Genomic DNA, 25,467 nt, shown 5'->3' on the forward strand with positions numbered 1-25,467 from the left:
TCATGCGATCGGAGTTTATAGAGCAAGGCGATTTGACAACAAATCGCCTTTACTATTTTGCGTCAGTCTTCGGATTGACATCGTAAGCAATCGCTTTTATAATGAAATTAACGGAAGAAGATCGAAGGGGTTGCGATGGAGCAAAACAATATGGTCGACCTGGTTATTTTTATAGGGCAGTCGAATATGTCCGGGCGGGGGAATGCCGCCGAAAGCGTCGTGTGCAAAAGCGGACATGGCTATGAGTTCCGCGCCGTCAGCGACCCAACCCGGCTGTATGATCTTGTCGAGCCGTTCGGCGTCAATGAGCATAACCCCGAGAGCGGCGTCAACGACCATGCGATGGCAGGTTCCATGGTTTCGGCTCTTTGCGAGTCCTATTTTTCCCTGACAAACATCCCGATCGTCGCGGTATCGTGCAGCATGGGCGGAACCGACACCGAATTCTGGCATCCCGATAAACCGCCGATTCAAGACGCAATAGCCCGTTTGAAAGCAGCAGAGAAGTATTTAACTGATCATAGTTATTCGATTCGGCACCGGTTTATGATCTGGTGCCAGGGTGAGCAGGACGGGTTTAATGGACTGCCGGGCGAGGAGTACAACGTCCGGCTGACTGCGATTATCAATCGAATGAAAACGGCCGGAATCGAGAAATGCTTTGTCATTCAAATCGGGCACCAACGCGATAATGACTCTTTCGATGAGATTATCGCGGCACAGGAAACACTCTGCCGTGAAAATCCAGACGCGGTTTTAGCCTCGGTCAGGTTTTCCGAAATGCGGGAATTGATGAAAGACAACTGCCATTTTACGCAGCAGGGGTATAATATCACAGGTGCCGACGCAGGATTGAATATGGCGCGGTGTGTTTTGACCGGTAAAAAACCGCTGCTATACCGTAAATAATCACATTTCCGCTGTTTCATCAACTCTAATAAAAGTTTTGATTGGAGGGATTCGAGTGAGTAAAATATTTCAATCGGTCTTTCATGTTTTTGCGGGCGCATGGAAAGCATTGAAACGATATCCGGTCTCTATCGGCTGCGCAGCGGCTTTTTCGGTTGTGGTGCTGATCCGGATTCAGCTTGACTGGCAGCAGCAGGAGCCGTATAACTTCTTGTTCAACTGTCTGAACTGGTCGTTTGCGCTCGGAGCCATCGTCAGTCTGGCTGCGGTCGTATTGGCTGTCAGCCGCTTCGGGGGTAATAAGGTATTTATTATCGCCAATCTATTCGGCATTATTGCCGCCGCTGTGACATTTGCTTTGCTGTACTTCCTTCCCGAATTCAATGCCCCAAACAGCTATGCAATGCTCAGAAGTATTGCCCAAATTCGCGTCGCCGTGCTGATTTTAATCAGCTTAATCCTGTTTATCCTTTTCGCGGGTTTCCGCGAACACCGAACCGAGTTTGATTCGGCTCTGTTCATGGCGGAAAAGGCCTTTTTTATCTCTCTGATTTACGGACTTGTCATTTTTGCAGGTACGTCCGGCATTGCCGCGGCATTTAAATATCTGATTTACAGTGACATGAGCGAAAAAGTGTATCAATATATCGGTACGCTGTCGGGGCTCATCGGATATACACTGTTTGTCGGATATTTCCCGGACTTCACTAAGGGCATTGACGACCCGAGACGGGACGAAGCGCAGCGGCAGCCGCGGTTTATTGAGATTCTGTTTTCCTACATCATGATCCCGATTGTTTTGGTCCTGACGCTCGTATTGCTCATTTGGACGGGGCGGACCGTTCTGACCGGGATGCAGGTCGAATTCATTCAGCTTTATTCCATTGCGGCAGCATACACCCTCGGCGGTCTGTGGCTGCATGCAATGACCATCCGCAGCGAATCTGCCCTCGCAAAAATATACCGGATTGTCTACCCGATCGCCTCTTTCATCATCCTGATCTTTGAGGCCTGGGCGGTGATCCGTCAGCTTCTGAATACCGGTTTAAAGACGACCGAATATATTTTTATCCTCTTGTGGGTGCTTGCGTTCGTGGGGTCTATATCGATTCTCACGAAAAAACTGCGCGCGCATGTTTTTATTGCGCTGACGGCATGTTTTCTGGCGGCCATATCGATTCTGCCGGTTATCGGTTATCGGGATTTACCGGTCACTGCTCAAATCAACCGGTTGGAAAAACTATTGGTCAGTCAGGATATGCTGCCGGGCAATACCTTGTCAAAAGCCAAGACAGAACCCGTAGAATCGATAAAAATCGCCGTTACCGACGCGGTGTATTATCTCATCAACGAAGACCAAAACAGATTGCCGGTATGGTTCGATGCGGCCGCGGTTAAAGAAAAGGGTTTTAAAGAGGTCTTCGGGTTTGAGCAAACCCAAGCACAAACGCAAAATCCCGAAACGCCCGAAACCCCTAAAAGTCTGTTTATCTCTCTCAACTCATCAGCAATGCCGATTAAAGATTACGATTGGGTTGTCGGCTTCCGGAAAAACGGTTCGGAACCGATTCGATTCACCGGTAAAAACGGCGATTACGAAGTAAAATGGATCACGGAGTCGGAGAAAAAAGCCCCCTTAATCAGCATTTCATTGAATGGTCAGGTACTGATCGAGCAGAGTTTGGATAACTATTTTAAAAAAATGACCGAGCAATACGGGCTAAATGTGAAAGATTCCATCACCGGAACTTTGGACAATATGAGCATTGGCTTTGAAACCGACTCGTTCAAAGCCCTGTTGGTTTTAAATTCGGTGCAAATTTCGGTGAACACATCAACCGGAGAGGACTTTTATTGGGCTGAACCGGGAGTGCTGTATATTTCGGAAAAATAAATTAAAATTGCCGATTATATCATTACGAGGGCTAGGCTTCAGAGGATTCGGCCTGCTCTTTTTTGGCTTGCTTTTCGGCAAGCTTATTGGTATCAATGGTATTGCGGAAAACCACAAACCGCTGGAATAAAAACTCGGTCACAAAATTAATAAACATGTTAATAAAGGTCACTAAATATTCGTTCCAAAGCAGGTCTTCGACCAACCAATCGCCGAAAACGGTTGAAAGCGGCGTGAAAATGGCATAATAACCGAATACCTTGAGCATTGCGATCGGCACGTTGTTCGCGGATTTAAAAGTGAATTTACTGTTTAGGGTGAAATTCCAAAGGACGGACAGCACCAGCGCGATCAGATAACTTCCCCAATAAGGCAGCCGGATGATTTCGTTCAGGAAAGCGAAGCTGCCCATCTGGATGAGACCCGCGCTGACGGAAAACAACAAAAACTTAATCCACCGCCAAAATTCTTTTATGTTCTGCTTTTTCATTTCAATTCCGCCTTTCGCGGCTTTTGGAATTATTATAGCATAAATGGGCAGGCAGTCAAATAGTCAAATATATCGTAAAAACCCGCAAGCCACGGCATTTGCCATGGCTTGCGGGTTTTCTATATCGGAGGACTGTTGATGTATCATCAAGTAAAGATTATTTATCCTTTGCCTTTTACGCCGTTGTTGGCACCGTTATTACCGTTCGGAGTGCTCACGCAGGAAGATGAACAAGACGAGGGGCAGGAGGATGTGCAGGAAGACGGGCAGGAGGATGTGCAGCTGCTTGTGTTCTTATTATTACCATACCCGTTGCCGTTACCATTGCCGTTATTTCCGGGTGTCGTCGAAGATGCGGTCGGTTTGTTTCCCTTGTTTTCTTTCTCTTTTTCCTGGTTAGAAGAGGTCTTATTCGAGTTTTTGTTTTGATTGCCGTTTCCGCTTTGGCCGATCGTGCCGCTTTGGCCGATGGTCACGTCTTCGTCATCATCTTTCAATCCTTGGGTTTTCAAAGCTGCGTTGCGGATGCGCTGGAGCGAATCGGCATTAGAGCCGTTGCCCTGGCCGTTGCCGTTGCCGTTGTTTCCGGGTTGATTGCCGAGCAGTGCGTTTCCTGCCGCGATGATTTCGCTGATCTTGGCGTTTTTATATTGTTCAATGGTGATCGAGGGGTCAAGGGACTGCAGGATTTGAATCAGTTTATACTTTCCGGGAGACACGCCGAGTTCCCGCGCTTTCTGTGCGAAATGCAGGGTGATTGCATCGGTGTAGACGGTCGCAGTGGTTTCGCCTTTGTTTAAAGTAAGCGTAATACAATTTTCACAGATGGTTTGAATCCGTGCGGCTGTTTGTTCGTTGTTGGATTCGGCGGTGACTGCAATGACCGAAGAGCCGTCATCCTTGATGTAGCCCTGAGCGCCGGCTTGCTCGACCAGACCGCTGACGGCGTCTTCCAAAGACAGATTTTTGACATCGACTCCGGCAAGCAGATTTTCACCGTCGTCGTTATAGGCCTTCGCCGAGACAACGCTTCCGAAGGCGTTGACGCCGAGTTCCACACTCGGATTGATGTCAACACTGACATAATTGACAGGGGTGGCGTAAAGGACGAACCCACCGACCGTAAGCAGCGCGCAGGCGGCGACGGCAGAGATGGCACCGAGGATTTTCTTCATAAACGGATTCTCCTTTTTATTTGTTTTAGTCCGGATGGTTCCCATGCGCTCATATTCCGATTTCGCAAGTTCCGTCCGAACGAAGGCCTTGGTCTTTTCTTTCAAGGTCCCTTCGGCTTTGATTTTGTTCAAATCATCGGAAAAGGATGTCATTCGAGTTCACTCACTTTCTTTTTCAGGCGGGACTTTGCGCGGCGGAGCAAGGAATAGGCAGTGTTCGGGTTGATTTGCATGATTTTTGCGATCTCCGGGATCGGTCTGCCCTCGTAATAATGCAGGTAGACAACCTCTTTTTGATCGGGAGGCAGTTCCAGCACCGCTTTTGTCACATCGCTCTGCTCGGGGAGTTCATAAGGGATCTCCTGTTCGTCGATATCGACAACGTTTTTGCGCCAAAAGCTCTTGTGCAGGTCTTTGCATTGATTGAATGCAACGCGGCACAGCCACGCTTTTTGGTGTTCCTCGCTCTCGAATGTGTCGAAGTTTTGGAAAAACTTCAGAAACACTTCTTGAAACACATCCTCGACGTCGGCGTTGTTTTTCAGGTAAAGAAAGCAGATACGGCGGACCATGTCGGAGTATTTTTCAATTGCCGTCGTGATGTAGTCGTTGGAACCGGATGGACTCACTGCCTTCCCCCCTTCCACCATAAATACGAATGAAAGTGACGAATCCGTTTATGATTTAAAAAAATTTTATCATATTTTTTTATTTTTCACAAGAAAGCCGCAAAGGCCATCTGTCCTTTGCGGCTTAATCAATGAAGTCTATGTAGGGCGGGATGCATCGAACCGTGTCGGTTCGTTACATCCCGCCGCAAATCTTTTTTAACAACGATTTCAGAACCTCAGTGATTATTTAAATGTAGGGCGATTCATAATCGCCCGCTGTGATTATATGATATCACCCTACATTTTTCTTGCCAACATGTTTTTAAAGATTTAATAATTTCATAACCTCGGCATTATCTTTGACAAACAACGGGATCACCCCGAGCGGCGCGTCGACGGTAACGATCTGCCCGCCCTGATATGCCTGTTTGCTCCATGCATCCGTCCATGTCGCGCCTGCGGGCAGATAAACGGTCTTTTTCGTCTCACCCTCGCCGGTAACCGGGGCGACCAGCAGATCATGTCCGAACAGGTAGGCGTCTTCAACCTTCCATGCGGTCTCGTCATTCGGGAAATCATAAAAGAACGGCTTCATCACCGGAGTGCCTTTTTCGTGGGCTTCGGCCATCGTCTGTTTGATGTAGGGTTTGAGGCGGTCGCGAAGTAAGATATACTTACACAAAATTTCCTCGACCTGCGGTGTAAAACTCCAGATTTCGTTCGGGCCGCCGGTCGAACAGGTGCCGCCGCCCTTGGGGCCGAGTTTGGTCTTGTCGCGCGGGGTGCGATCGCCGTGCAGCCGCATGACCGGGCAAAAGGTGCCGAACTCAAACCAGCGCATGAGCAGCTCATGAAAGCGCGGGTCGTGGACATTGCCGCTGTGAAAGCCGCCGATGTCGGAATTCCACCACGGGATGCCCGCAAGCCCGGTGTTCAAGCCTGCCGGAATCTGATTGCGCAGCTGCGTGAAAGTGGACGAGGTATCGCCCGACCAGAGCAGCGCCCCGTATTTCTGAGAACCCGCCCAAGCACAGCGGATCAAGCTGATCGGGTTTTCGACGCCCGCAGCTCTCTCGCCGTCGTAAAAGGCCTTGGCGAACCCGATCGAAAAAACGTTTGCGCATTCGAGCGCGCTGCCCGCGTAATAACGATAGATATCAAAATCGGGATTGGTGAAGTTGGGCTCGGCTTCGTCGAGCCAAAATAACGCCGCGCCGTTATCAAAATAGTTCTTTTTACAGGCGTCCCAGACATATTTCTGCGCTTCGGGATTTGTCATGTCGACAAACTGAGTGTAGCCGATACAGTCCTGCGTAAATTTAAGGCCGCGGTCGACCCGCACCGGCAGGCCGCGGTCGGTCATCTCTATGAAATTTTCGGAACCCGGTTCGAGTGTAGGCCATACCGAGACCATCAGCTTCATGCCCATATCGTCGAGCTCACGCGCCATCGCCGCCGGGTCGGGCCAGTAGTCGAGGTCGAATTTCCAGTCGCCCTGAAAAGGCCAGTGGAAAAAGTCCGCCACAATCACCCCGACCGGCAGGCTCCTGCGGTGATATTCGCGCGCCACGGACAGCAGTTCCTCCTGTGTGCGGTAACGCAGCTTACACTGCCAAAAGCCCATCGCAAAATCGGGCATCATCGGGGCTGTGCCGCTCACCTTTGCATAATTTTCTTCAATTTCGGCGGGGGAATCTCCTGCGGTGATCCAGTAGTCGATCTGCTTGCCCGAGCAGGCGTGCCACTTGGTCAAATTCTTGCCGAATTCCGCGCTGCCGACGGCGGGATTATTCCATAAAAAGCCGTAACCCATACTCGAGATCAAAAACGGGATCGGCGCCTGGGTATTGCGCGGCGCGAGCTCGAGCGTGCAGCCCTTTATGTCGAGATAGGGCTGTTGAAACTGCCCCATGCCGAAGATGTGTTCTTTATCGTTGGAGTCAAAATGCACCGTGATCTCAAAATTTTCGCCCGGCAGTCCACGGTATTCACGGCCATATCTTCCTAGGTCGATGACCTGATTGAGGTCGTCACCGCCGTGCTGGGTGCTGCGGTAATATTCGCCGAGCAGCAATTCGTCTTTTTGGTTATAAAAACGCAGTTTGCCGAAGGAATTGATTTTGGCGGTGATTTTGCCGTTTGTGATAGCTGCAACATCGCCGCTAATTTCAATCACAGCTTCTTTTTTCGCCGGAATCGACAGCGCCCAATCGTTGTCCGCGAAAGCCGTGTTTTGAGTGGCAAGGACGCGGACGCCGTCGCCCCATGCCATCAGCTGCACAAGCTCCTTGCGCCGTCTGAAGTGCAAAACCTCGTTTTCGATTGAAAAATACTCCATATCATTACCTCCCGTCCGGAATTTGTTAAATTTCAACCCCATTATAGCGCCGGGATTGCAATAAAAAAATAAACAGATATAATAAAAGATATAGAAAATGAAACCGGAGGGACGACGGTGATTTTTAAACTCAACCTCGAAAAAGATTTTACGGTAAATCTGATCGGGCACTCGATCTGCGCGCAGGGTTGGTGCATTCCCGACCGGTTTATTCCCGATATCGAGATGATCGCGGTGCGCAGCGGCATGATGCGCTGCAGAGTCGGCGAAAATATATTCGATGTGCATGAGAGCGAAGTCATCTTGGTGCCGCCCGGCGAGGTATTTTGCCAGTCCGCCCCTGACGGCCCCTGCCGTGCTTATTACACGCATTATTCGGTGTTTACCGAGCAGCTTGAACAAGCCGATATCCCTTCGGCGGTCACGGAGATAAATGAGCCGAAATCCGGAAAGACGTCCTATTTTTTCGAACTCAAACAACCGTCCTCCGCTGAGATGGCGGTTTGTCTTCCACCGGTGATCAGGACGGGAAAATTCCGGGATGAGGTCTGGACATTATTCGAGCGCGCGTTACTTGAGCGCAATCGACCCGCCGCTAGGTATCAAATCATGATCTCGTTTTACATCCGGCAGATTTTGATTTTATTATATCGCGCCTGCCTGAACGAGGCTCCCGAAGCGGCAAAGGGTGAAAAGGAACAAAAAAAAGTGGTGCAGGAAGCCCTGCACCATATCAAAAACCACTATTCCGAAGAAATCGATATCCAGCAGCTAAGCAGGCGGCTGTTTGTTTCGTATCAATATTTGACGCGCCAGTTTAAGCTGAGTACGGGCGTTTCCCCGGTCAAGTATCTCAATCGACTGCGGATTGATGAGGCCAAAAAGCGCATCCGCACCACCGGTCGGACATTAGAGCAGATTGCACGCGAAGTCGGCTTTGAAAACGGGTACTATTTTAGCCGGGTCTTTCGGCAATACGAGGGAATTTCACCTTCAAAATATCGCAGTTGGCTCAACAGTAAAAACAATGAATAAAAATTATTTGATTTTTATGGAATCGCGAATATGTTATACTGATTAACGAATGGAGTGGATGATGATGATCACAAAAATCGCACCCTACGAACCGTTTGAACAAGGCGCGCCCAGATTGAACATGCCGGGCGTTTACGGGGCATCCCCCGGAAAACCCGTGCTTTTTAAAATTCCCGCCGTGGGCAAAACGCCTTTGCGTTTTTCCTGCACGCCTAAATTGCCGGACGGGTTGACGCTTGATACGGACATCGGAATTCTTTCCGGAATCGTGGAAATCGCCGGGGAATATCCGATCAAAATCATTGTTGAGAATGCTCTCGGGCGAACCGAAAAACCGCTTTTACTGCGAATTTGCAAAGACGGCGTCTGCCGTACCCCGCTGCTCGGATGGACGAGTTGGAACGCGTTTCGCAATCGTATTACGCAAAATGATATCGCACAGACCGCTAAGCTGCTCGACGAGACGGGTCTTTCGGCTTATGGCTATCAATATGTCAACATCGACTCGGGCTGGCAGGGCGAATACGGCGGAAAACACAACGCCATCCAACCAAACGCCAAATTTCCTGGCATGAAAGCGCTGGCTGATGAAGTCCACGCAAGCGGACTCAAACTCGGCATCTATTCCACACCAATGCAGCGGGCTTGGGGCGGCGGCGAATACCCCGGCTGCACGCGCGGAAAACTCGACAAGACCAATATGGATGCCTATTACGGCATCGGCTGTGATCACTTTGAAAAAAACAACGTCGAGCAGTGGGCCGAGTGGGGAATCGATTATCTCAAATACGACTGGACGCCCTGCGATATCAAAAACGCAGATTTAATGAAACAGTGTTTGCTAAATAGTGCGCGGGATTTTGCTTATTGCATCACGGTCAAAGCGGGCATTGAAGACGCATCCTACTGGAGTGAAAATTGCAGTTCATGGCGTGACAACACCGACACCGACGACCGGTGGGAGAGCATTATCGCTCGCTTTTCGAATGATTTTTGGGCTGAACATTGTAATCCGGGGCACTTTTACGATCTCGATATGTTGGATACCGGCGTTATCGACGGGCATAAGAACCGACTGACGCCGGACGAGCAATTGATCTCGTTTTCAATTCGGGCAATTTTCCCGTCCCCGATTCAACTAAGCTGCGACCTGTCCAAACTGACCGAATTTGATTTGGCGATGCTGTGCAACGATGAAATTTTGGCGATTAATCAAGATATTCTCGGACTCGGCGCGGTCTGCATCTTTGAACAGCGAACCCGTACCATGGACAGAAGCGAAAAAGAGAACCTGAAGATCTATATAAAACCATTATCAGACGGCACATCGGCGATTGGGTTTTTTAACCTCGGCGAAACGGAAGCCATAATGCCGCTTCCGGTTGAAAAAGGTGCGGTGATTCGTGACCTCTGGGCCAAGGAGGATATTATAGTTCGAGAACCGACATTAATTTTACAGCCGCATACCTGCAGAATGCTGAAAGCCGTAAACATAATCCGCTGAGGATGCTGATATAGTGAAGCCGCTTACCATTTATTCTTACCTTGGTTTTCTAGTAGCTTCACAATGGATACAATAATAAAGGGCCGATTGCAAATGAACTGCAGCGGCCTTTTTGGTTGTTGCTGACATTTATAAACACTGTGCGGTTACTGTTTTTTTTACGCCCGAACCATTCCGTAAAAGTGCAAAATGTTCATATCCTCAATCATCTTGCTGCCGTGAGAACCGCGATTTCCCGCGGTTTCGTGCTGCCCGTGGTCGGGCGCATAGCACAGAAGGGTGTTATGGTCAGTATAGTGTTGTTTGATGGTTTTCACGATTTCGTCAAAGCACTCCGCTTCAATGGAAATGGCGTTTAGCGCCTGTTTGGACTCCGGGCCGAACGCGTGCGCGGCGCTGTCGTATTCAAACGTATGGATGCTGATGAGGTCATATTTGTTTTCGGTAATCAAACGTTGGGAGGTTTCTTTGATTCGGATTGCGTTGGGCTCTTCAAAGTAATCCAGTTCACGCCCGGCGAAAATGTGCAAAAACGAGGAATCCGTGCCGGCGACAATGGCGATTTTCTTCCCTTGTGCCAGCAGCACATCATACAGAGTTTCGCATTCCAGCTTCGGTCTGACATAGGTGAGAATGCCGTGCACCTCAGGCTCCACGCCGGTATACATGGACGCGTGGGCGACCGGGGTGACCGATTCCACGGTACTGCACATGGGCAGCGCCATTTGCGTATGCGCATACACAGGTGCAAACAGCGAAATTTCTTTTTGCCACACATACATGGGCACAGCATCGGCATGGTATATCACCGCGCGGTCGGCAAAAAAGGACAGACGGTCGGTCAAAATATCCATCGCCCATTGAATCGGCTGTTCAAATTGTTTCGGCAGTTGGAAGCCCATGCAGTAAGCGAGGTTGCCCGCAAAATGCTGAAGCGGCAAAGCATTATAATGATCCATATTGAAAAGCACCTTTCGTTTTTATCGACTTTTGAGCGGCGTTATATATTATATTGTGAAGCCCCTCTTATCGCTTATCTCCGCCTTGATTTTTAAGCGGCTTCACAATATTAAACCAAAAAAGGCCGTTGCAAACGGCAACAGCCCTTGTTGTAACTCACCTATTACTGTTTTCTAAAGCAATCGCTGCAGTAGACGGGACGGTCGCTGCGCGGTTCAAAAGGAACCTTGCAGGATTTTCCGCATTCCGCGCAAACTGCATCGTACATTTTACGCGGACCTGCGCCGTTGCCGCCGCCGGTGCTGGCTTTACGGGCACTGCGGCAGGCTTTGCAGCGCTGCGGCTCGTTTGTGAAGCCCTTTTCCGCGTGAAATTCCTGCTCGCTGGCAGTGAAAGTGAATTGTTGACCGCAGTCTTTGCAGGTCAGGATTTTGTCTTTGTACATGAAATACCTCTTTAATTATTTGCAAATCTTTTGATTCGCTACCTTATCATACAGTATGATTAACTAAAATGCAACTAATATTTTTAAAATAACGAAAATAATCCGAGAAAATGCTGATTAAAATAAAAATTATGCCGAAAACAGCCGTAATTTTAAGTTAATTTCTTATGACTCTCTCTTTTTTTCCGCAATATGCTTACCGCAACCGCGGCAAGCGTCACACAAGCGCAGCCTGCCAAAAATCCGATCCGGAGCGAATGCTGTTTTTTGAGCCGATGGGAGAGATCGTCGTAACCGCTGCCGATGTTGATGTCCGAGACCTCAGGCCTGCGAACCGTTAATTTCGCGGTTCTTGCGTATTGCTGGTATTGCTTACGGCAGGCGGAGCAGACGCGCAGGTGTTCCCGGACGGCTTCACGGGTTGAGACGCTGAGTGTATTATCCCGATACAGAGTGATCATATCCAAAACGGCGTCACAGTTCAAGTTCATTTTTCAATTCCTCCGTCAGCATTTTTTTGGCGCGAAAATAAATGACCTTTGCTGAGTTTTCGCTGATTCCGAGTGCCTCCGCGACTTCGGTAAAGGGAAGCTCGGCATAGATGCGCAAGATTACGACATCGCGGTATTTATCGGGCAATTTGTGCACCAGCCGTTTGACCGAATCACAGACCGCCCTGCGTATCAATGAATCCTCCGGATTGTCGAGATTCGTCCGGCAGAAAGCATCGGTAACCAGATCGGTGTTGATGGCATCAAGGCCCTGATTATGTTTGCGCAAGTATTTATAATAGGTGTGTTTTGCGATTGCGGCGAGCCAGGTAAACAGCTCGCTCTTTCCTTTGAAGCGGTGAAAAGCCGAAAAGGCCTGAAAAAAAGTCTCCTGTGTCAGTTCTTCGGATAAAAGCGCGTCGCCGCAGAGCGCGAACAGGAATGCATGAACGCGGGAGGCGTTTTCACGGTAGATTTTTTCAAATGGGTCCAATTCGCACCTCTTTTCCTCTTTGATAAATGCTTAATATAGTTAGTACCCGTTTACGGGTAAAAGTTACAAAATATTTTTTTAAAACTGATTAAAATATTGTAACTTTCTCCCGTTTGATCGGACTAACTCTCTGTGGCTGAATCCACGGGAGGAACATGAATGAGTTTTAAAATCGTCGGCACGGGCATGTGCGTGCCGGAACGCATCGTCACAAACGACGAGCTTTCACAGTTGGTCGACACCAATGACGAGTGGATTTCACAGCGGGTGGGTGTTCGTCAAAGACATATCTGCACTTCGGAGACAACAACGGATTTAGCGTTCACAGCCGCCAAACGCGCGCTCGACGACTGCGGCATGAAAGCCGAGGAACTGGACCTGATCTTAGCTGCCACAGTCAGCGGAGATACTGTGACGCCGTCTCTTTCCTGCGTGATTCAAAAAAGGCTCGGGGTACATTGCATGGCGATGGACATCAGCGCGGCATGTTCGGCGTTTGTGTTTTTGCTCGAAACGGCGGCCTGCTTTTTCGCCCGCGGCACATCGCACAGCGAGTATCAAAATATTCTCGTCGTGGGTGCGGAACGCCTGAGCCGGATCACGGACTGGGAAGATCGCTCGTCCTGTGTGATCTTCGGTGACGGGGCGGGGGCTGCGGTGCTCTCCCGCGGCGAAAATTATCTCGACGCCGTATTCACGGTAACAGGAGACGAAAATGCGCTGCGGGTTCCGAATTACGCCGGGAAGAGCCCGTTTTCGATGCTCGCGCCCGAATCGCCCTATATCCATATGAGCGGGCAGGAGGTCTACAAGTATGCAGTTCTGTCGATGGCGCAGGATATCGGCACGCTGTTAACCCGAAACGGCCTCTCGGCAGATGCCTTAAAATTCATTATACCACACCAGGCCAACCGGCGCATCATCGAAGCGGCGGCAGAGCGCTCGGGCATACCGATCAATAAGTTTGTGATCAACATCGACCGTTACGGCAACACCTCATCGGCCAGCATTCCGATTGCGCTGGACGAACTCAACAAAGAGGGTAAACTGGAAAAAGGCGATCTGCTGCTGCTGACGGCATTCGGCGGAGGTCTTGCAAGCGCATCCTGCCTGTTAAAATGGTAACATTCGAAATATAAAAAATAAAGGAGAAATTGACATGGTAACCGAAAAAATCAAATCACTGTTAGTCGAAAAGCTTGAGTACGACGCCTCTAAAATCACGAACGAGACCATTATGACCGATCTCGGCATCGATTCGCTTGACATCACAGAGTTGGTCATGGATCTCGAAAACGAATATAAAATCGAGATCGAACTGGCTGAAGACATTAAAACGGTAGCCGATCTGGCAAACGTCATTGAAGAAAAGATAAAGGGTTAAATTATGATCAAATCAATTATTTGCGAACGGTTAGGCATCCGTTATCCGGTGTTTCAGGGCGGTATGGCCTGGATCGCCGACGGGAAACTGGCCGCCGCCGTCTCGAATGCGGGCGGACTCGGTCTGATTTCGGCGATGAACGCGGGGCCCGATTATCTGCGTGAGCAAATTTCGGTCGCCCGTTCGCTGACCGATCAGCCGTTCGGCGTCAACATCATGCTGCAAAGTCCGTTTGCCGAACAGGTTGCCGATGTGGTCGCCGAAGAGAAAGTCAAAGTCGTAACCACCGGAGCGGGTATGCCGACCGATTTTATGGCGCGCTGGAAGGCCGCAGGCGTTGTAATTATCCCGGTGATCGCCTCGGTGGCGATGGCGCAGAAGATGGAAAAACTGGGCGCTGACTCCGTCATCGCTGAAGGTGAGGAATCCGGCGGGCATATCGGCGAACTGACGACGATGGCTATGGTACCGCAGGTGTGCGATGCGGTGAAAATCCCCGTGATCGCAGCGGGCGGCATCGGCGACGGCAGAGGCATGGCGGCGGCATTGATGCTCGGGGCGTGCGCAGTCCAGATGGGCACGCGGTTTTTGGTCGCCAAGGAGTGCGGCGTACATCAAAATTATAAGGATATGGTGCTCAAAGCGACTGATATTTCGACCGTCACAACCGGACGGCGTTTTGCCGCAAGCACTTGTCGTCAGCTGAAGAATCAATTCAGCCGGAATTTTAAACAGGTTGAATTTTTACCCGAGACCACGGTTGAAATGATCAACGCACTCGGCGTCGGCTCTTTACGAAAAGCGGCTGTCGAGGGCGACACCAAAGCCGGATGCTTTTTGGCGGGGCAGATTGCGGGAATGGTAAACCGCGAGCAGACCGCCGAGGAGATCATCACCGAGGTTGTCGGACAGGCGGAAACGCTGCTCAAAGGGGCCTGCAAATGGGTCGGATAGCGTTTCTATTCTCGGGGCAGGGCGCGCAGTTTCCGGGTATGGCAAAAGAATTTTACGAAACCGGCGCCATTGTTCGGGAATTGTTTGACGCGGCGGAAGTGATTCGCCCCGGGACTCTGCGGCAGTGTTTTGAAGGCACGCCCGAGGAACTCAAGCAGACCGAAAATACGCAGCCGTGTCTATATTTAGCTGACTTTGCGGCGGCAATTGCGGCGCGTGAAGCGGGAATCAAACCGGACACGGCGGCGGGATTTTCACTCGGCGAGCTGCCCGCGCTGGCGTTCGCCGGAGCTTTCGATCCGTTGGACGGTTTTCGGCTGGTCTGTGAGCGAGGTCGAATCATGGCAAAGTACGCAAGCAAGATCAAAGCGTCGATGATGGCGGTGGTCAAACTGCCGCATGAGACGGTCGAATCCGTTTGCGCCGAATTCGACGGAGTCTGGCCGGTGAACTACAACACACCGGAACAGCTTGTAGTGTCCGGATTGGACGAACAACTGAAGCTGTTTGAGGAAAAAATCCGCGAAAAGGGAGGTCGGTGCGTTCCGCTTGCAGTCGGCGGGGGTTTTCATTCTCCGTTAATGGACGGCGCGGCAGAAGAATTTGAAAAAGCGCTTGAAAAATATGAAATCAGAACACCTGTTTTGCAGTGCTATACCAACTGTACAGGGGAACCGTATACAAAAAACCCGAAATATTTATTAAACCGGCAGATCAATCACCCGGTCCGTTGGCAGCAAACCGTCTCGGCAATGCTCGCCGACGGCGTGACTGTTTTTATCGAGACCGGAGTGGGATCGGTACTGACCAAAATGGTGCAGCGTATGGCTCCCGGGGCCGTCTGGCGTTCGGTGCAGACGCCGCGGGAAATCGAACTCGTTTTGGAGGAACTAAAATGATGTTACAGGGAAAGGTTGCGGTCGTGACCGGCGGTTCACGGGGCATCGGGCGCGCAATCTGCTTGAAATTAGCCGAAGAGGGCGCTTCGGTCGCGTTTTTATTTGCCGGGAATACCGAAAGCGCAGAAAAGACGCTTGCCGAATTAAAAGCGCTCGGAACGAAGGCGGCTTGTTACCGCAGCGATGTCTCGGATTTTGCGGCGGTCTCCGCTGTGTTCGGCGAGATTGTTAAAGAGTTCGGAACCGTCGATATTTTAATCAACAATGCGGGCATCACCTGTGATAAGTTAATGCTAGCGATGATAGAAGACGAATTCGACCGTGTGGTAAATGTCAATTTAAAAGGCGCGTTCAACACCATCAAGCAGGTCTATCCGATTTTTGCGCGCAAGCGTTCGGGTAAGATTATTAACATCTCCTCGATCGCGGGTATCACGGGCAACGCCGGGCAAGTGAATTACGCTTCCGCCAAAGCCGGGTTAATCGGCTTGACAAAATCGGTGGCGCGCGAACTCGCGGGGCGCGGAATTTGCTGCAACGCGGTGGCTCCCGGCTTTATCGAAACCGATATGACCGCCGCAACGCCGCTCAATCAGCAAATGCTTGCGTCGGTACCTCTAAACCGCATGGGAAAACCGGAGGAAGTGGCCGAACTCGTGTCTTTTTTGGCTTCTCCGAAAAGCGATTATATCACCGGAAGCGTAATTCAAATCGACGGCGGCCTGGCAATGTGAATATTCGAAGGGAAGAAGTGTTTTCGGTAAAATCGATTTTTTTATCAAGCATTATAGAGAGGATGAAAACAACATGAGACGCGTGGTTGTCACCGGAATGGGCGCATTGACACCGATCGGAAACGATGTTCCGACCTTTTGGGAAAACCTGAAGGCGGGGTCTTTGGGTATCGGCCCGATCACCAAATTTTCCGTCGAGGACTGCAAATATAAGCTGGCAGCACAGCTGAAGGACTTCGATGCGCTGAGCTGCCTGGATAAAAACACGGTGCGCAGAACCGATTTATTCGTGCAGTACGCACTCTTTGCCGCCGCGGAGGCCATGGAGGACAGCGGTTTGGAAGGCACGATGCAGCCCGAGGACTTGAGTGTGGTTTTCGGCTCGGGCATCGGCGGTTTTGAGACCTTCTGCGCCGAACATGTCTCCATGCTCGAGGGCGGCCCGCGAAAGGTCTCTCCGCTTTTTGTGCCCAAAATGATCTCAAATATCGCGGCGGGCAACATCGCCATCCGTTACGGCGCGCGCAATTCCTGCCTGTCGGTGACGACGGCCTGCGCGACCGGAACAACCGCCATCGGCGAAGCGTTCCGTGCGATCCGCGACGGTTATGCCGAAGCCGCCATCTGCGGCGGTAGCGAGGCGGCGATTACACCACTGGCTATGGCCGGATTTACGAATGCGTTGGCGCTCTCCACTTCCGACGATCCCAAAGCGGCATCTCTGCCTTTTGATAAGCGGCGCGGCGGTTTTGTGATGGGCGAGGGCGCGGGAGCATTGATTTTAGAAGAATACGAACACGCGGTCAGACGCGGCGCGAAAATTTATGCCGAGGTCTGCGGCTACGGCGCAACCTGTGACGCTTATCATGTGACCGCTCCGGCACCGGAACCCGATACCGCGGCAAGAGCTGTCAAAAACGCATTGCTCGGCTCTGAAAACGTTGATCCGACCCGGATTTACGTCAACGCGCACGGCACCGGCACCGCGCTCAACGACCGCTGCGAGACGGCGGCTTATAAAAAGGTCTTCGGCGAAAAAGCGGGCGAGCTGCACATCAGCTCCACCAAGTCGATGACCGGACATATGCTCGGGGCAGCGGGTGCGATTGAGGCTGTTGCGGCGATTCTGGCGCTGCGCGAGGGCATCATTCCGCCCACCATCAACCTGAATGAACCCGACCCCGACTGCGATTTGAATTATACGCCCAACAAAGCGAAAAATACCGATCTCGATCTGTCGATTTCAACTTCGCTGGGATTCGGCGGTCACAACGCCTGCATCGCTTTTCGGAAAGTAGTTTAAAGTAAATTTTCAACCCGGAGTTTGGTTCCTACAGCAAAAGAATTTTACTCCGTAAACCATGCCAAACTTCCAAAAAGGAGGTCACATTATGCAATTACAACTTGTCAAAGATTTGGCCGAATTGATGCGCCAATACGGACTCGGGCGGCTTGAAGTGCGCGACAGCGAAGTCCATGTGCTGCTCGAGTCGCAAAAACACGCCTCCGATCCGGCAGCCATTGTAACGCCGTCTGTTGCCGTGGCGAATACCGTTGTGCCGGCTGTTAATACCGAAAAACCGGTACCCGCATCTGCACCGGAAACACCAAAGACCGATGCCTACTGCCAGAAGTCACCGTTGGTCGGTACGCTGTATTTAGCCCCGTCCGAGGACAGCCCGCGTTTTGTCGAGGTCGGCACAAAAGTCAAAAAAGGCGACACCCTCTGCATCGTCGAAGCCATGAAAGTGCTGAACGAGCTGACCGCCGAAACTGACGGCAAAATAGTCGAGGTCTGCGGAAAAAACGCCGCGCTTGTAGAATTCGGCCAGCCGCTGTTTTTAATCGAGAAGGTTTAAACTATGACGCAAGAGCAAATAAAACAGATTTTGCCGCATCGGGATGCGATGTTATTGATCGACGAGGCCGAAGCCGTCGACGGCGTTTCGCATGCCAAAAAGCTGATAAAAGGCGACGAGTGGTTTTTACGCGGGCATTTTCCGGGCGACCCGGTGGTGCCGGGCGTGATTTTATGTGAAATTTTAGCGCAGTCCACCTGCGTGTTACTGGCACCCGGAGGACGAACCCTCTTCACGGGACTCGATAAAGTGCGTTTTAAAAATATTGTCAAACCGGGCGATTTGTTCGAGACGGAATGCGTGATCACCAAGGCGCGCGCCCCATTTTATTGGGCGTCCGGAAAGGGATTCGTGGACGGAAAACTCTGCGTAAGCGCGGATTTTTCGTTTGCCATGATCACAGAACCCCATGTTTAAAAAGATTTTAGTCGCAAACCGCGGTGAAATCGCCGTACGCATCATCCGCGCCTGCCGCGAGATGGGCATTGCCACGGTCGCGGTGTATTCCGAACCGGACAAAAACGCCCTGCACGCCGCCCTTGCCGACGAGCGCATCTGCATCGGCCCGGCTTCGGCGGTGCAGAGCTACTTGAATATGCAAAATATCATCAGCGCCGCGTTGGCCACCCATGCCGAGGCCATCCACCCCGGCTACGGATTTTTATCCGAGAACAGCTTGTTCGCCGCGCTGTGTGTTCAAAACGATATCGTTTTCATCGGTCCGGAGAGCGAAGTCATCGACCGGATGGGCAACAAGGATCAGGCGCGCCGGCTGATGATATCGGCGGGCGTTCCGGTTATTCCGGGCAGCGGCGTTGTAAAAGACGTAACAGCAGCCAAAAAAGCGGCGGCTAAAATCGGCTATCCGCTGCTCGTGAAAGCCAGTGCGGGCGGCGGCGGCAAGGGCATCCGCATTGTCGAGCGCGAAGAAGACCTCGAAAAATCGGTGGTCGCGGCTTGCGAAGAGGCCAAAAAGGCCTTCGGGTGCGGCGACGTGTTTTTGGAAAAATACCTGACCTCGGTGCGCCATGTCGAGGTGCAGATTCTGGCCGATCAGGCCGGGAACGTGGTCTGTCTCGGCGAGCGCGACTGTTCGCTGCAAATCGGCAGGCAGAAGGTGATCGAGGAGACCCCCTGTCCCGCGATTGACGAGTCCGTCCGCAAAAAGCTTTGGGAAGCAGCGGTCAAAGCGGTCAAGGCGGCTAAATACACCAACGCCGGAACCGTGGAATTTTTACTCGCACCCGACGGAAATTTTTATTTTATCGAGATGAACACCCGCCTGCAGGTCGAGCACCGCATCAGCGAGGAAGTCAGCGGCATCGATCTGGTCAAGTGGCAGATCCGCATCGCCTCGCAGATCGAGCTGCCGTTTAAGCAAGAGGATATCCGCTTACACGGCGCGTCGATTGAGTGCCGCATCAACGCGGCGGGCGGCGGCAAAGTGTCGTTTTTGCATATTCCGGGCGGCACCCGCGTCTCTTTTGACACCGCATTGGTTCAAAACGCCGAGGTCACCCCGTTTTACGATTCGATGATCGGGAAATTAATCACTGCCGGAAACGACCGCGAAGAGGCCGTGCGCAAGATGGAAGCGGCTTTGTGCGAGCTCGTCATCAGCGGCGTTCCGACCAACATCGAAAAGCAGTCGGAAATCATCCGCAGCCCGGAATTTCACGGAGCCGAATATGATACGGCATGGTTACAGAGAAAAATGAAAAATGAAGAGATAAAAAATAAAAATTGACGTATGGGGAGGAACCCATGAGCGAATTCAACATAGCGGATCTTTTCCGCAAACCCGCCAACCAGCTTGAGCCCGGCGGCGTCCCCCGAAAACCCGCCGACGACCGCGAGCAGTGCCCGCGCTGCAAGCAATATTTTCCCCGCAAGCGGCTCGAAAAGAATAACCGTGTCTGCCCCTCCTGCGGACACCATATGTCCCTGTCGGCCCGGCGCAGATTGGAAGCGGTCTGCGCCGTCGGAAGTTTTTCGGAGTTGTTTTCCGACATCACGGCGCGGGATTTTTTGAATTTTCCGGGATATGAGGAAAAATTGAAAAAGGCGCGCGACGGCAGCGGGGAAAATGAGGGCGTGATCTGCGGCACCGGCATCATCGGCGGTGTCCGTTGTGCGCTGTTCGCGATGGAATCGGCTTTTATGATGGGCAGCATGGGTGCTGCGGTCGGCGAGCGCATCACCCGCACCTTTGAATATGCCACCGTAAACCGTCTGCCCGTTGTCGGCTTCACGGCCTCGGGCGGCGCGCGGATGCAGGAGGGCATTATCTCCCTGATGCAGATGGCAAAAATCAGCGGCGCGATTCAACGCCACGGCGAAGCGGGCGGGTTTTATCTCGCAATATTGACCCATCCGACCACGGGCGGTGTCACCGCCAGTTTTGCGATGTTAGGCGACATCATTATTGCCGAACCCAAGGCGCTGGTCGGCTTTGCGGGTAAGCGTGTGATCGAACATACCACCAAAAGCAAACTGGCAGCCGATTTTCAGACCGCGGAATTTGTACTGAAACATGGCTTTCTCGATGCCATTGTCGAGCGCAAACAGCTCGGAGATGTGATCGGTCGCTTATTAAAACAGCACACAACGGAGAAAAAGATATGACCGCTTACGAAAAAGTCAAAATCGCACGCGACCAACAGCGGCCCACGGCATCGGCCTATATCGGTCAATTGCTGCATGAGGTCACTTTGCTGCACGGTGACCGCAACTTCGGCGACGACGACGCCATTTTGGGTGGCATCGGGCTGCTCGGGGATACCCCCGTCACGTTCATCGGCATCGAGCGCGGCACCGATCTCGAGAGCCGCATTCGCTGCAATTTCGGCGCACCGAGACCCGAGGGTTACCGCAAAGCGCTGCGGCTGATGAAGCAGGCCGAGAAGTTCCACCGGCCCGTGATCTGCCTTGTCGACACCTCCGGCGCGCACTGCGGTGCGGACGCCGAGGAGCGCGGGCAAGGGCAGGCGATTGCCGAAAATCTGATGGAGATGATGGGCTTAAAAACGCCCGTGATTTCGGTGATCATCGGCGAGGGCGGTTCGGGCGGGGCGTTGGGCCTCGCGGTCGCCGACCGGATCTATATGCTCGAAAACGCGGTGTATTCGGTGATTTCGCCCGAGGGCTGCGCAAGCATTTTGTTCAAGGAGCAGGGCGCGGAGGCCGAGGCGGCCGAGTGCCTGCATTTGACCGCGCAGGACAACAAAAAACTCAGGGTGGCGGAAGACGTCATCCCCGAGGATTTTAAGCATTTTCACGCGATGTGCCTCTCGCTGCGCGAGCGGCTTTTGGGCGACATTGCTTTGCTCTCGGCACAATCGGTTGAAACATTATTAAACAACCGGTATGCACGGTTTCGCCGCCTCGGTATTTATGAAGGGGGCAAGGGGAGGAGTATATGAGGCTAAAAAGTGTAAACCATGTCTCCGCACATTCTGTAAACTATGTTACCATACTAAATACTACGTTCACACGCCGAAGAAAAATAAATTATCCGAAATTATAGAACGACATTTTTAATAAACGGGCGAACGAAGTTCGCCCCTACCCGTCTTTGCAAGGAAAACGCAGGGCGAGCTTTGCGTTATTACGAAGCAATCCAGAGAAAAAGCGTTCGGTTTATCGCATTGTCAGAATGCTATGTAGTCAGGATGCCGCGCGTCTGGATTGCCGTGAAATCTAGATTGCCGCGGGAGTAAACCCCTCGCAATGACGATTGAATACGATTAAAACATAAACTTGGTAAGTGGAACGCGGGCGGCCACATGGGGCCGCCCCTACGAGGTGAATCCGTCCACCGCTGCAGGCGGAAGATGAATTGCTATGCAATTCATCCGGGAGTTCGTAAACGAACTCCTTTCCCCAATCCCTTTAACACCATGCCGAAACGGCATGGCGGGAGGTAAAGATTTTTCTATTGACTCCGGGGATGGATAACGATAAAATAAGAGCGACGAAATGGTGCAGGCCATTCTGATTTTGATGGGCTGCGAAAAATGAAGGGAGTACTATCATGGCTTTCAAAGTGTGTTTTATCGGCGCGGGGAGCATCGGGTTTACCCGCGCGCTGTTTACCGATCTGATGTCGGTGGAGGCATTCCGGGGCAAGATCGCGGTCTCATTTACCGACATCAATCCGCACAACCTTGAGATGGTGCGGGCGCTCTGCCAGCGCGATCTGGACGAGAACGGCGTCAAGACGACCATCGAGGCCACCACCGACCGAAGCGCCGCCCTTAAGGAATCCAAATACATCATCAACTGCCCCCGCATCGGCGGGCTGGAGGCGTTTGAAACCGATATTGAGATACCGTTAAAATACGGGGTCGACCAATGCGTGGGCGACACGCTCTGCGCGGGCGGCATCATGTACGGTCAGCGGGTCATCGCCGCGATTTTGGATTTTTGCAAAGACATCCGCGAGGTTTGCGAGCCAGGCGCGCTGATGCTGAACTACAGTAACCCCAACGCCATGGCGACCTGGGCGGCGAACAAATACGGCAAAGTGCGCACCATCGGCCTGTGCCACGGGGTCATGGGCGGACATGCCCAAATCACCGACGCATTCGGACTGAAACAGGAAGAAGTCGACATCATCTGTGCGGGCATCAACCACCAGACCTGGTACATCTCCATCAAACATAACGGCGAGGACCTGACCGGCAAGCTGCTGGCGGCCTTTGAGAGCAACCCCAAGTATGCCAAGACCGAAAAGGTGCGCATCGACATGCTGCGCCGTTTCGGGTATTACTCCACAGAATCCAACGGGCACTTGTCGGAATATGTGCCGTGGTACCGCAAGAACGCGGACGAGATCAATAAATGGATTGACCTGTCGGTCTGGATCAACGGCGAAACCGGCGGCTATCTGCGGGTCTGCAAAGAGAGCCGCAACTGGTTCGAGACCGATTTCCCGAACTGGATGAAAGAGCCCTTCCGCAAATACGACGGCAGCGAACGGGGACACGAGCACGGCAGTTACATCATTGAGGGGCTTGAGACCGGAAAACTCTATCGCGGACATTTCAACGTGGTCAACAACGGCTGCATCACGAATCTCCCCGACGACGCGATTGTGGAGGTGCCGGGTTATGTCGATTATAACGGCGTCAACATCCCGCAGGTGGGCGATCTGCCGCTCGGGTGTGCGGCGGTCTGCAACGCGTCGATCAGCGTCCAGCGGCTGGCGGTAGAAGCGGCTGTCCGGGGCGACGACACGCTGTTGCGGCAGGCCTTTATGATGGACCCGCTGACCGGTGCGATTTTAACCCCGCCGTACATCTGGCAGCTTGTGGACGATATGCTGGTCGCGCAGGAGCAGTGGCTGCCGCAGTATAAAGCCGCAATCAAAGCGGCGAAAAAGCGTCAAAAAGGCGAGCGCCTGCCCCTGAAAGAAGTGAAAGCCGCCGCCCGTCTGAAAGAGAAGACCGTTGAGGAAATGTCTAAGGCCAAAGAAGAAACCCGCCGTATTGCCGCCGCAGCCGATAAGGCCGCCGACGCGAGGGCGAAGCAGAAGTAAAACTTATTATAAAAAATCAGAGGGGACGAACGCAGTTCGTCCCCTCTGATTTTACGATCGACAAGGGCGTTGCTGGCAACGGAGCGGAATCCCTCCACCACTGCAAGGCGGAAAGAAGAATTGCAATGCAATTCTTCCGGGGAATTCACTTGTGAATTCCCTTCCCCCATTCCCTTTAACAAGGGAGGTAAAAGGATGGAAGCGCGGCGGGAGATTTTAATCCAATCACCGCGGCATTACCAATAAAGAACAATGCGGGCGGATGCTCTCCGCCCGCATTTGTTATAACCTTCGATTATTCAATTGGAAACAATTCGGCGGCGTTTTCGTAAAGGACACGGCGCTGTTCGCGCGGGGATAAGCCGACGCGGCTGAAAAGCTCCATTTCGCTCGAGGGCGACCACATCGGGTAATCGGTGCCGAACAATACTTTTTCGGGGCCGAAAACCTCGAACAAGTGTTTGGCTTTTTCGGGGCTGAGCGCATACAGCGAAGACGAGCAATCGACATAGAAGTTTGGTAACCCCGGCAGTTCCTTTTCGGCGTCATCCCAGCAGCTCCAGCCGCCGAAATGCGCGGCGATCACCGTGAGGTCGGGAAGTTTCTTTTTCAAATTTAAAATCTGCTGCGGGTGCGAATAATGAAAACGCGTGTCCCCCGCATGGACTAAAACCGGCAGTTTACCGATGAGCTTTCGACAGAGATTGACGGCTTTAGCGGAATCTGCGGCGAATTTTTGAAAATCGGGGTGTATCTTAACGCCTTTTAAGCCGAGTGAAAGCAAGTGCTGTAAATCACCGTCAAGGTCTTTGCTGTCGGGGTGCAAAGTCCCGAAACCCGTAATGACGCCCGGATGTTCGTTGACCTGCGCGGCGATGAACTCGTTGATCGAGCGCACCTGTGCGGGCATCACCGAGACGCTGTGAATTAAGTAATGGGTGATTCCGGCGCGTGTGCCCTCTTGCAAAAGGGTGGAAGCCGTTCCGTCGAAGCGGACGGGCATATCGTAAAACTCGGCGATGCTCTGTGCGGCGCGGGATGCGATTTTATCGGGGTAGACATGGCAGTGCGAATCGAAGATGGGGAGCATTTGATAAACGACCTTTACTCAAAAATAGGTTGCGAATCCCGGAGAAATCCGCCGGGAATAATTTATGATAGCATAAAAACGGTTGGTTTGCCAATGTTTTTGAGGCTGGTTTCAAATTTGCTTGATAACCTATTAAAATAGTGTATAATAGGGAATAAGGAGGGATCGAGATGATGATTTCGACAAAGGGACGTTATGCGCTGCGGGTGATGATTGATCTGGCCGAGCACAACAAAGGCGAATATATTCCGTTGAAGGAAATTGCGGACAGGCAGGATATTTCGGAAAAGTACTTGGAGAGCATTATCGCGGTGATGTCAAAAGCCGGGTATCTGACCGGAATGCGCGGCAAGGGCGGGGGGTACAAGCTGACCCGGCTGCCCGAGCAGTACACGGTCGGGGAGATTTTAAAGCTTACCGAGGGTTCTTTGGCTCCGGTGGCTTGTCTTGAGGTGAGCCCGAATCGCTGCGGCAGGGCTGCCGAGTGCAAGACGCTGCCGATGTGGCAGAAATTCGCCAAACTGACCGATGAGTTTTTTGAGGGGATCACACTGGCTGACCTTGTCGAAAATCCCGGTGAGCAGATGAACTATACGATTTAAAATTAAAAATGGGTCTTGACTAGAACAGCGAGGAGTAGTAAGCTGTAAACGAGGTCAAGAT

Annotated in this window: 26 protein-coding genes; 17 read left to right on the forward strand and 9 right to left on the reverse strand. The window is 51.9% G+C overall.

The window, feature by feature from the left end:
• Nucleotides 1-135 precede the first annotated feature (135 nt).
• Together PKH29_01975 and PKH29_01980 are read left to right on the forward strand one after the other, a co-directional pair.
• Nucleotides 136-909, forward strand: coding sequence for a sialate O-acetylesterase (locus tag PKH29_01975; protein ID HNX13606.1), 774 nt, complete (start codon nt 136-138; stop codon nt 907-909).
• 55 nt (nt 910-964) lie between these two features.
• Nucleotides 965-2,803, forward strand: coding sequence for a DUF4153 domain-containing protein (locus PKH29_01980; GenBank protein ID HNX13607.1), 1,839 nt, complete (start codon nt 965-967; stop codon nt 2,801-2,803).
• Between the two features lie 31 nt (nt 2,804-2,834).
• On the opposite strand, the gene PKH29_01985 is transcribed toward PKH29_01980, so the two are convergent.
• The 4 genes from PKH29_01985 to PKH29_02000 all read right to left on the reverse strand — a co-directional run bounded on the left by PKH29_01985 (nt 2,835) and on the right by PKH29_02000 (nt 7,417).
• Complete coding sequence (locus PKH29_01985; GenBank protein HNX13608.1) at nt 2,835-3,293, reverse strand: GtrA family protein; 459 nt, start codon at nt 3,291-3,293, stop codon at nt 2,835-2,837.
• Between the two features lie 161 nt (nt 3,294-3,454).
• Nucleotides 3,455-4,621 (reverse strand): hypothetical protein, encoded by a 1,167-nt coding sequence (locus PKH29_01990; protein HNX13609.1) that lies wholly within the window; start codon nt 4,619-4,621, stop codon nt 3,455-3,457.
• Nucleotides 4,618-5,097, reverse strand: a complete 480-nt coding sequence (locus PKH29_01995; GenBank protein HNX13610.1) for a sigma-70 family RNA polymerase sigma factor — start codon at nt 5,095-5,097, stop codon at nt 4,618-4,620. The genes PKH29_01990 and PKH29_01995 overlap by 4 nt, the downstream gene beginning before the upstream one ends.
• 304 nt (nt 5,098-5,401) lie before the next feature.
• A complete protein-coding gene (locus tag PKH29_02000) occupies nt 5,402-7,417 on the reverse strand; it encodes a glycoside hydrolase family 31 protein (GenBank protein ID HNX13611.1) in 2,016 nt (671 codons plus the stop codon).
• A gap of 117 nt (nt 7,418-7,534) precedes the next feature.
• Here PKH29_02000 and PKH29_02005 point away from each other — a divergent pair, with 117 nt between their 5' ends.
• Together PKH29_02005 and PKH29_02010 are read left to right on the forward strand one after the other, a co-directional pair.
• Nucleotides 7,535-8,452 carry an AraC family transcriptional regulator gene (locus PKH29_02005; protein ID HNX13612.1) on the forward strand — a complete coding sequence of 306 codons (918 nt, stop codon included), beginning with the start codon at nt 7,535-7,537 and terminating at the stop codon, nt 8,450-8,452.
• Between the two features lie 58 nt (nt 8,453-8,510).
• Nucleotides 8,511-9,956, forward strand: a complete 1,446-nt coding sequence (locus PKH29_02010) for a hypothetical protein (GenBank protein HNX13613.1) — start codon at nt 8,511-8,513, stop codon at nt 9,954-9,956.
• Between the two features lie 158 nt (nt 9,957-10,114).
• On the opposite strand, the gene PKH29_02015 is transcribed toward PKH29_02010, so the two are convergent.
• The 4 genes from PKH29_02015 to PKH29_02030 form a co-directional block, all read right to left on the reverse strand.
• The gene (locus PKH29_02015; protein ID HNX13614.1) at nt 10,115-10,915 is read right to left on the reverse strand and encodes an alkaline phosphatase family protein; all 801 of its coding nucleotides are present in this window, start codon (nt 10,913-10,915) and stop codon (nt 10,115-10,117) included.
• Between the two features lie 164 nt (nt 10,916-11,079).
• On the reverse strand, nt 11,080-11,361 hold the full coding sequence (locus PKH29_02020; protein ID HNX13615.1) for a zinc-ribbon domain containing protein: 282 nt from the start codon (nt 11,359-11,361) through the stop codon (nt 11,080-11,082).
• A gap of 152 nt (nt 11,362-11,513) precedes the next feature.
• Nucleotides 11,514-11,852 (reverse strand): zf-HC2 domain-containing protein, encoded by a 339-nt coding sequence (locus PKH29_02025; GenBank protein HNX13616.1) that lies wholly within the window; start codon nt 11,850-11,852, stop codon nt 11,514-11,516.
• Nucleotides 11,836-12,345 carry a sigma-70 family RNA polymerase sigma factor gene (locus PKH29_02030; protein ID HNX13617.1) on the reverse strand — a complete coding sequence of 170 codons (510 nt, stop codon included), beginning with the start codon at nt 12,343-12,345 and terminating at the stop codon, nt 11,836-11,838. Before PKH29_02030 ends, PKH29_02025 begins: the two co-directional genes overlap by 17 nt.
• Nucleotides 12,346-12,504: 159 nt before the next feature.
• Here PKH29_02030 and PKH29_02035 point away from each other — a divergent pair, with 159 nt between their 5' ends.
• The 12 genes from PKH29_02035 to PKH29_02090 all read left to right on the forward strand — a co-directional run bounded on the left by PKH29_02035 (nt 12,505) and on the right by PKH29_02090 (nt 23,714).
• Nucleotides 12,505-13,470 carry a beta-ketoacyl-ACP synthase III gene (locus PKH29_02035; protein ID HNX13618.1) on the forward strand — a complete coding sequence of 322 codons (966 nt, stop codon included), beginning with the start codon at nt 12,505-12,507 and terminating at the stop codon, nt 13,468-13,470.
• 34 nt (nt 13,471-13,504) lie between these two features.
• Nucleotides 13,505-13,729 carry an acyl carrier protein gene (locus tag PKH29_02040; GenBank protein HNX13619.1) on the forward strand — a complete coding sequence of 75 codons (225 nt, stop codon included), beginning with the start codon at nt 13,505-13,507 and terminating at the stop codon, nt 13,727-13,729.
• A gap of 3 nt (nt 13,730-13,732) precedes the next feature.
• Nucleotides 13,733-14,683: a nitronate monooxygenase gene (locus PKH29_02045; GenBank protein ID HNX13620.1), complete on the forward strand. Its 951-nt coding sequence runs from the start codon at nt 13,733-13,735 to the stop codon at nt 14,681-14,683.
• On the forward strand, nt 14,671-15,582 hold the full coding sequence (locus tag PKH29_02050) for an ACP S-malonyltransferase (GenBank protein ID HNX13621.1): 912 nt from the start codon (nt 14,671-14,673) through the stop codon (nt 15,580-15,582). Before PKH29_02045 ends, PKH29_02050 begins: the two co-directional genes overlap by 13 nt.
• A complete protein-coding gene (gene fabG / locus PKH29_02055; GenBank protein ID HNX13622.1) occupies nt 15,579-16,316 on the forward strand; it encodes a 3-oxoacyl-[acyl-carrier-protein] reductase in 738 nt (245 codons plus the stop codon). The genes PKH29_02050 and fabG overlap by 4 nt, the downstream gene beginning before the upstream one ends.
• A gap of 73 nt (nt 16,317-16,389) precedes the next feature.
• Complete coding sequence (gene fabF, locus PKH29_02060) at nt 16,390-17,619, forward strand: beta-ketoacyl-ACP synthase II (GenBank protein HNX13623.1); 1,230 nt, start codon at nt 16,390-16,392, stop codon at nt 17,617-17,619.
• An 88-nt stretch (nt 17,620-17,707) separates the two neighbouring features.
• On the forward strand, nt 17,708-18,175 hold the full coding sequence (accB, locus tag PKH29_02065; GenBank protein HNX13624.1) for an acetyl-CoA carboxylase biotin carboxyl carrier protein: 468 nt from the start codon (nt 17,708-17,710) through the stop codon (nt 18,173-18,175).
• Nucleotides 18,176-18,178: 3 nt separating this feature from the next.
• Nucleotides 18,179-18,592: a 3-hydroxyacyl-ACP dehydratase FabZ family protein gene (locus PKH29_02070; GenBank protein HNX13625.1), complete on the forward strand. Its 414-nt coding sequence runs from the start codon at nt 18,179-18,181 to the stop codon at nt 18,590-18,592.
• A complete protein-coding gene (locus tag PKH29_02075) occupies nt 18,585-19,922 on the forward strand; it encodes an acetyl-CoA carboxylase biotin carboxylase subunit (protein ID HNX13626.1) in 1,338 nt (445 codons plus the stop codon). Before PKH29_02070 ends, PKH29_02075 begins: the two co-directional genes overlap by 8 nt.
• A gap of 17 nt (nt 19,923-19,939) precedes the next feature.
• Nucleotides 19,940-20,800: an acetyl-CoA carboxylase, carboxyltransferase subunit beta gene (gene accD, locus PKH29_02080; protein ID HNX13627.1), complete on the forward strand. Its 861-nt coding sequence runs from the start codon at nt 19,940-19,942 to the stop codon at nt 20,798-20,800.
• Nucleotides 20,797-21,597, forward strand: a complete 801-nt coding sequence (gene accA, locus PKH29_02085) for a carboxyltransferase subunit alpha (protein HNX13628.1) — start codon at nt 20,797-20,799, stop codon at nt 21,595-21,597. Before accD ends, accA begins: the two co-directional genes overlap by 4 nt.
• 611 nt (nt 21,598-22,208) lie before the next feature.
• Nucleotides 22,209-23,714: an alpha-glucosidase/alpha-galactosidase gene (locus PKH29_02090; GenBank protein HNX13629.1), complete on the forward strand. Its 1,506-nt coding sequence runs from the start codon at nt 22,209-22,211 to the stop codon at nt 23,712-23,714.
• Between the two features lie 295 nt (nt 23,715-24,009).
• Here the strand turns inward: PKH29_02090 and PKH29_02095 are convergent, their stop codons facing one another.
• On the reverse strand, nt 24,010-24,804 hold the full coding sequence (locus PKH29_02095) for an amidohydrolase family protein (protein ID HNX13630.1): 795 nt from the start codon (nt 24,802-24,804) through the stop codon (nt 24,010-24,012).
• A 170-nt stretch (nt 24,805-24,974) separates the two neighbouring features.
• Between PKH29_02095 and PKH29_02100 the strand changes: the two genes are divergently transcribed.
• Nucleotides 24,975-25,406 (forward strand): Rrf2 family transcriptional regulator, encoded by a 432-nt coding sequence (locus PKH29_02100; protein HNX13631.1) that lies wholly within the window; start codon nt 24,975-24,977, stop codon nt 25,404-25,406.
• Nucleotides 25,407-25,467 lie beyond the last annotated feature (61 nt).

It is taken from the genome of Oscillospiraceae bacterium (assembly GCA_035353335.1).
In the GTDB taxonomy this organism is placed as follows: Bacteria; Bacillota; Clostridia; order Oscillospirales; family JAKOTC01; genus DAOPZJ01.

What these genes read in the sequence shown, in the direction of transcription:
- PKH29_01975 (HNX13606.1), top strand. Translation starts at nt 136, where the DNA reads ATGGAGCAAAACAATATGGTCGACCTGGTTATTTTTATAGGGCAGTCG.
- PKH29_01985 (HNX13608.1), bottom strand. Translation starts at nt 3,293, where the DNA reads ATGAAAAAGCAGAACATAAAAGAATTTTGGCGGTGGATTAAGTTTTTG.
- PKH29_01990 (HNX13609.1), bottom strand. Translation starts at nt 4,621, where the DNA reads ATGACATCCTTTTCCGATGATTTGAACAAAATCAAAGCCGAAGGGACC.
- PKH29_02000 (HNX13611.1), bottom strand. Translation starts at nt 7,417, where the DNA reads ATGGAGTATTTTTCAATCGAAAACGAGGTTTTGCACTTCAGACGGCGC.
- PKH29_02010 (HNX13613.1), top strand. Translation starts at nt 8,511, where the DNA reads ATGATGATGATCACAAAAATCGCACCCTACGAACCGTTTGAACAAGGC.
- PKH29_02015 (HNX13614.1), bottom strand. Translation starts at nt 10,915, where the DNA reads ATGGATCATTATAATGCTTTGCCGCTTCAGCATTTTGCGGGCAACCTC.
- PKH29_02020 (HNX13615.1), bottom strand. Translation starts at nt 11,361, where the DNA reads ATGTACAAAGACAAAATCCTGACCTGCAAAGACTGCGGTCAACAATTC.
- PKH29_02025 (HNX13616.1), bottom strand. Translation starts at nt 11,852, where the DNA reads ATGAACTTGAACTGTGACGCCGTTTTGGATATGATCACTCTGTATCGG.
- PKH29_02035 (HNX13618.1), top strand. Translation starts at nt 12,505, where the DNA reads ATGAGTTTTAAAATCGTCGGCACGGGCATGTGCGTGCCGGAACGCATC.
- PKH29_02040 (HNX13619.1), top strand. Translation starts at nt 13,505, where the DNA reads ATGGTAACCGAAAAAATCAAATCACTGTTAGTCGAAAAGCTTGAGTAC.
- PKH29_02045 (HNX13620.1), top strand. Translation starts at nt 13,733, where the DNA reads ATGATCAAATCAATTATTTGCGAACGGTTAGGCATCCGTTATCCGGTG.
- PKH29_02050 (HNX13621.1), top strand. Translation starts at nt 14,671, where the DNA reads ATGGGTCGGATAGCGTTTCTATTCTCGGGGCAGGGCGCGCAGTTTCCG.
- fabG (HNX13622.1), top strand. Translation starts at nt 15,579, where the DNA reads ATGATGTTACAGGGAAAGGTTGCGGTCGTGACCGGCGGTTCACGGGGC.
- fabF (HNX13623.1), top strand. Translation starts at nt 16,390, where the DNA reads ATGAGACGCGTGGTTGTCACCGGAATGGGCGCATTGACACCGATCGGA.
- accB (HNX13624.1), top strand. Translation starts at nt 17,708, where the DNA reads ATGCAATTACAACTTGTCAAAGATTTGGCCGAATTGATGCGCCAATAC.
- PKH29_02070 (HNX13625.1), top strand. Translation starts at nt 18,179, where the DNA reads ATGACGCAAGAGCAAATAAAACAGATTTTGCCGCATCGGGATGCGATG.
- PKH29_02075 (HNX13626.1), top strand. Translation starts at nt 18,585, where the DNA reads ATGTTTAAAAAGATTTTAGTCGCAAACCGCGGTGAAATCGCCGTACGC.
- accD (HNX13627.1), top strand. Translation starts at nt 19,940, where the DNA reads ATGAGCGAATTCAACATAGCGGATCTTTTCCGCAAACCCGCCAACCAG.
- accA (HNX13628.1), top strand. Translation starts at nt 20,797, where the DNA reads ATGACCGCTTACGAAAAAGTCAAAATCGCACGCGACCAACAGCGGCCC.
- PKH29_02090 (HNX13629.1), top strand. Translation starts at nt 22,209, where the DNA reads ATGGCTTTCAAAGTGTGTTTTATCGGCGCGGGGAGCATCGGGTTTACC.
- PKH29_02095 (HNX13630.1), bottom strand. Translation starts at nt 24,804, where the DNA reads ATGCTCCCCATCTTCGATTCGCACTGCCATGTCTACCCCGATAAAATC.
- PKH29_02100 (HNX13631.1), top strand. Translation starts at nt 24,975, where the DNA reads ATGATGATTTCGACAAAGGGACGTTATGCGCTGCGGGTGATGATTGAT.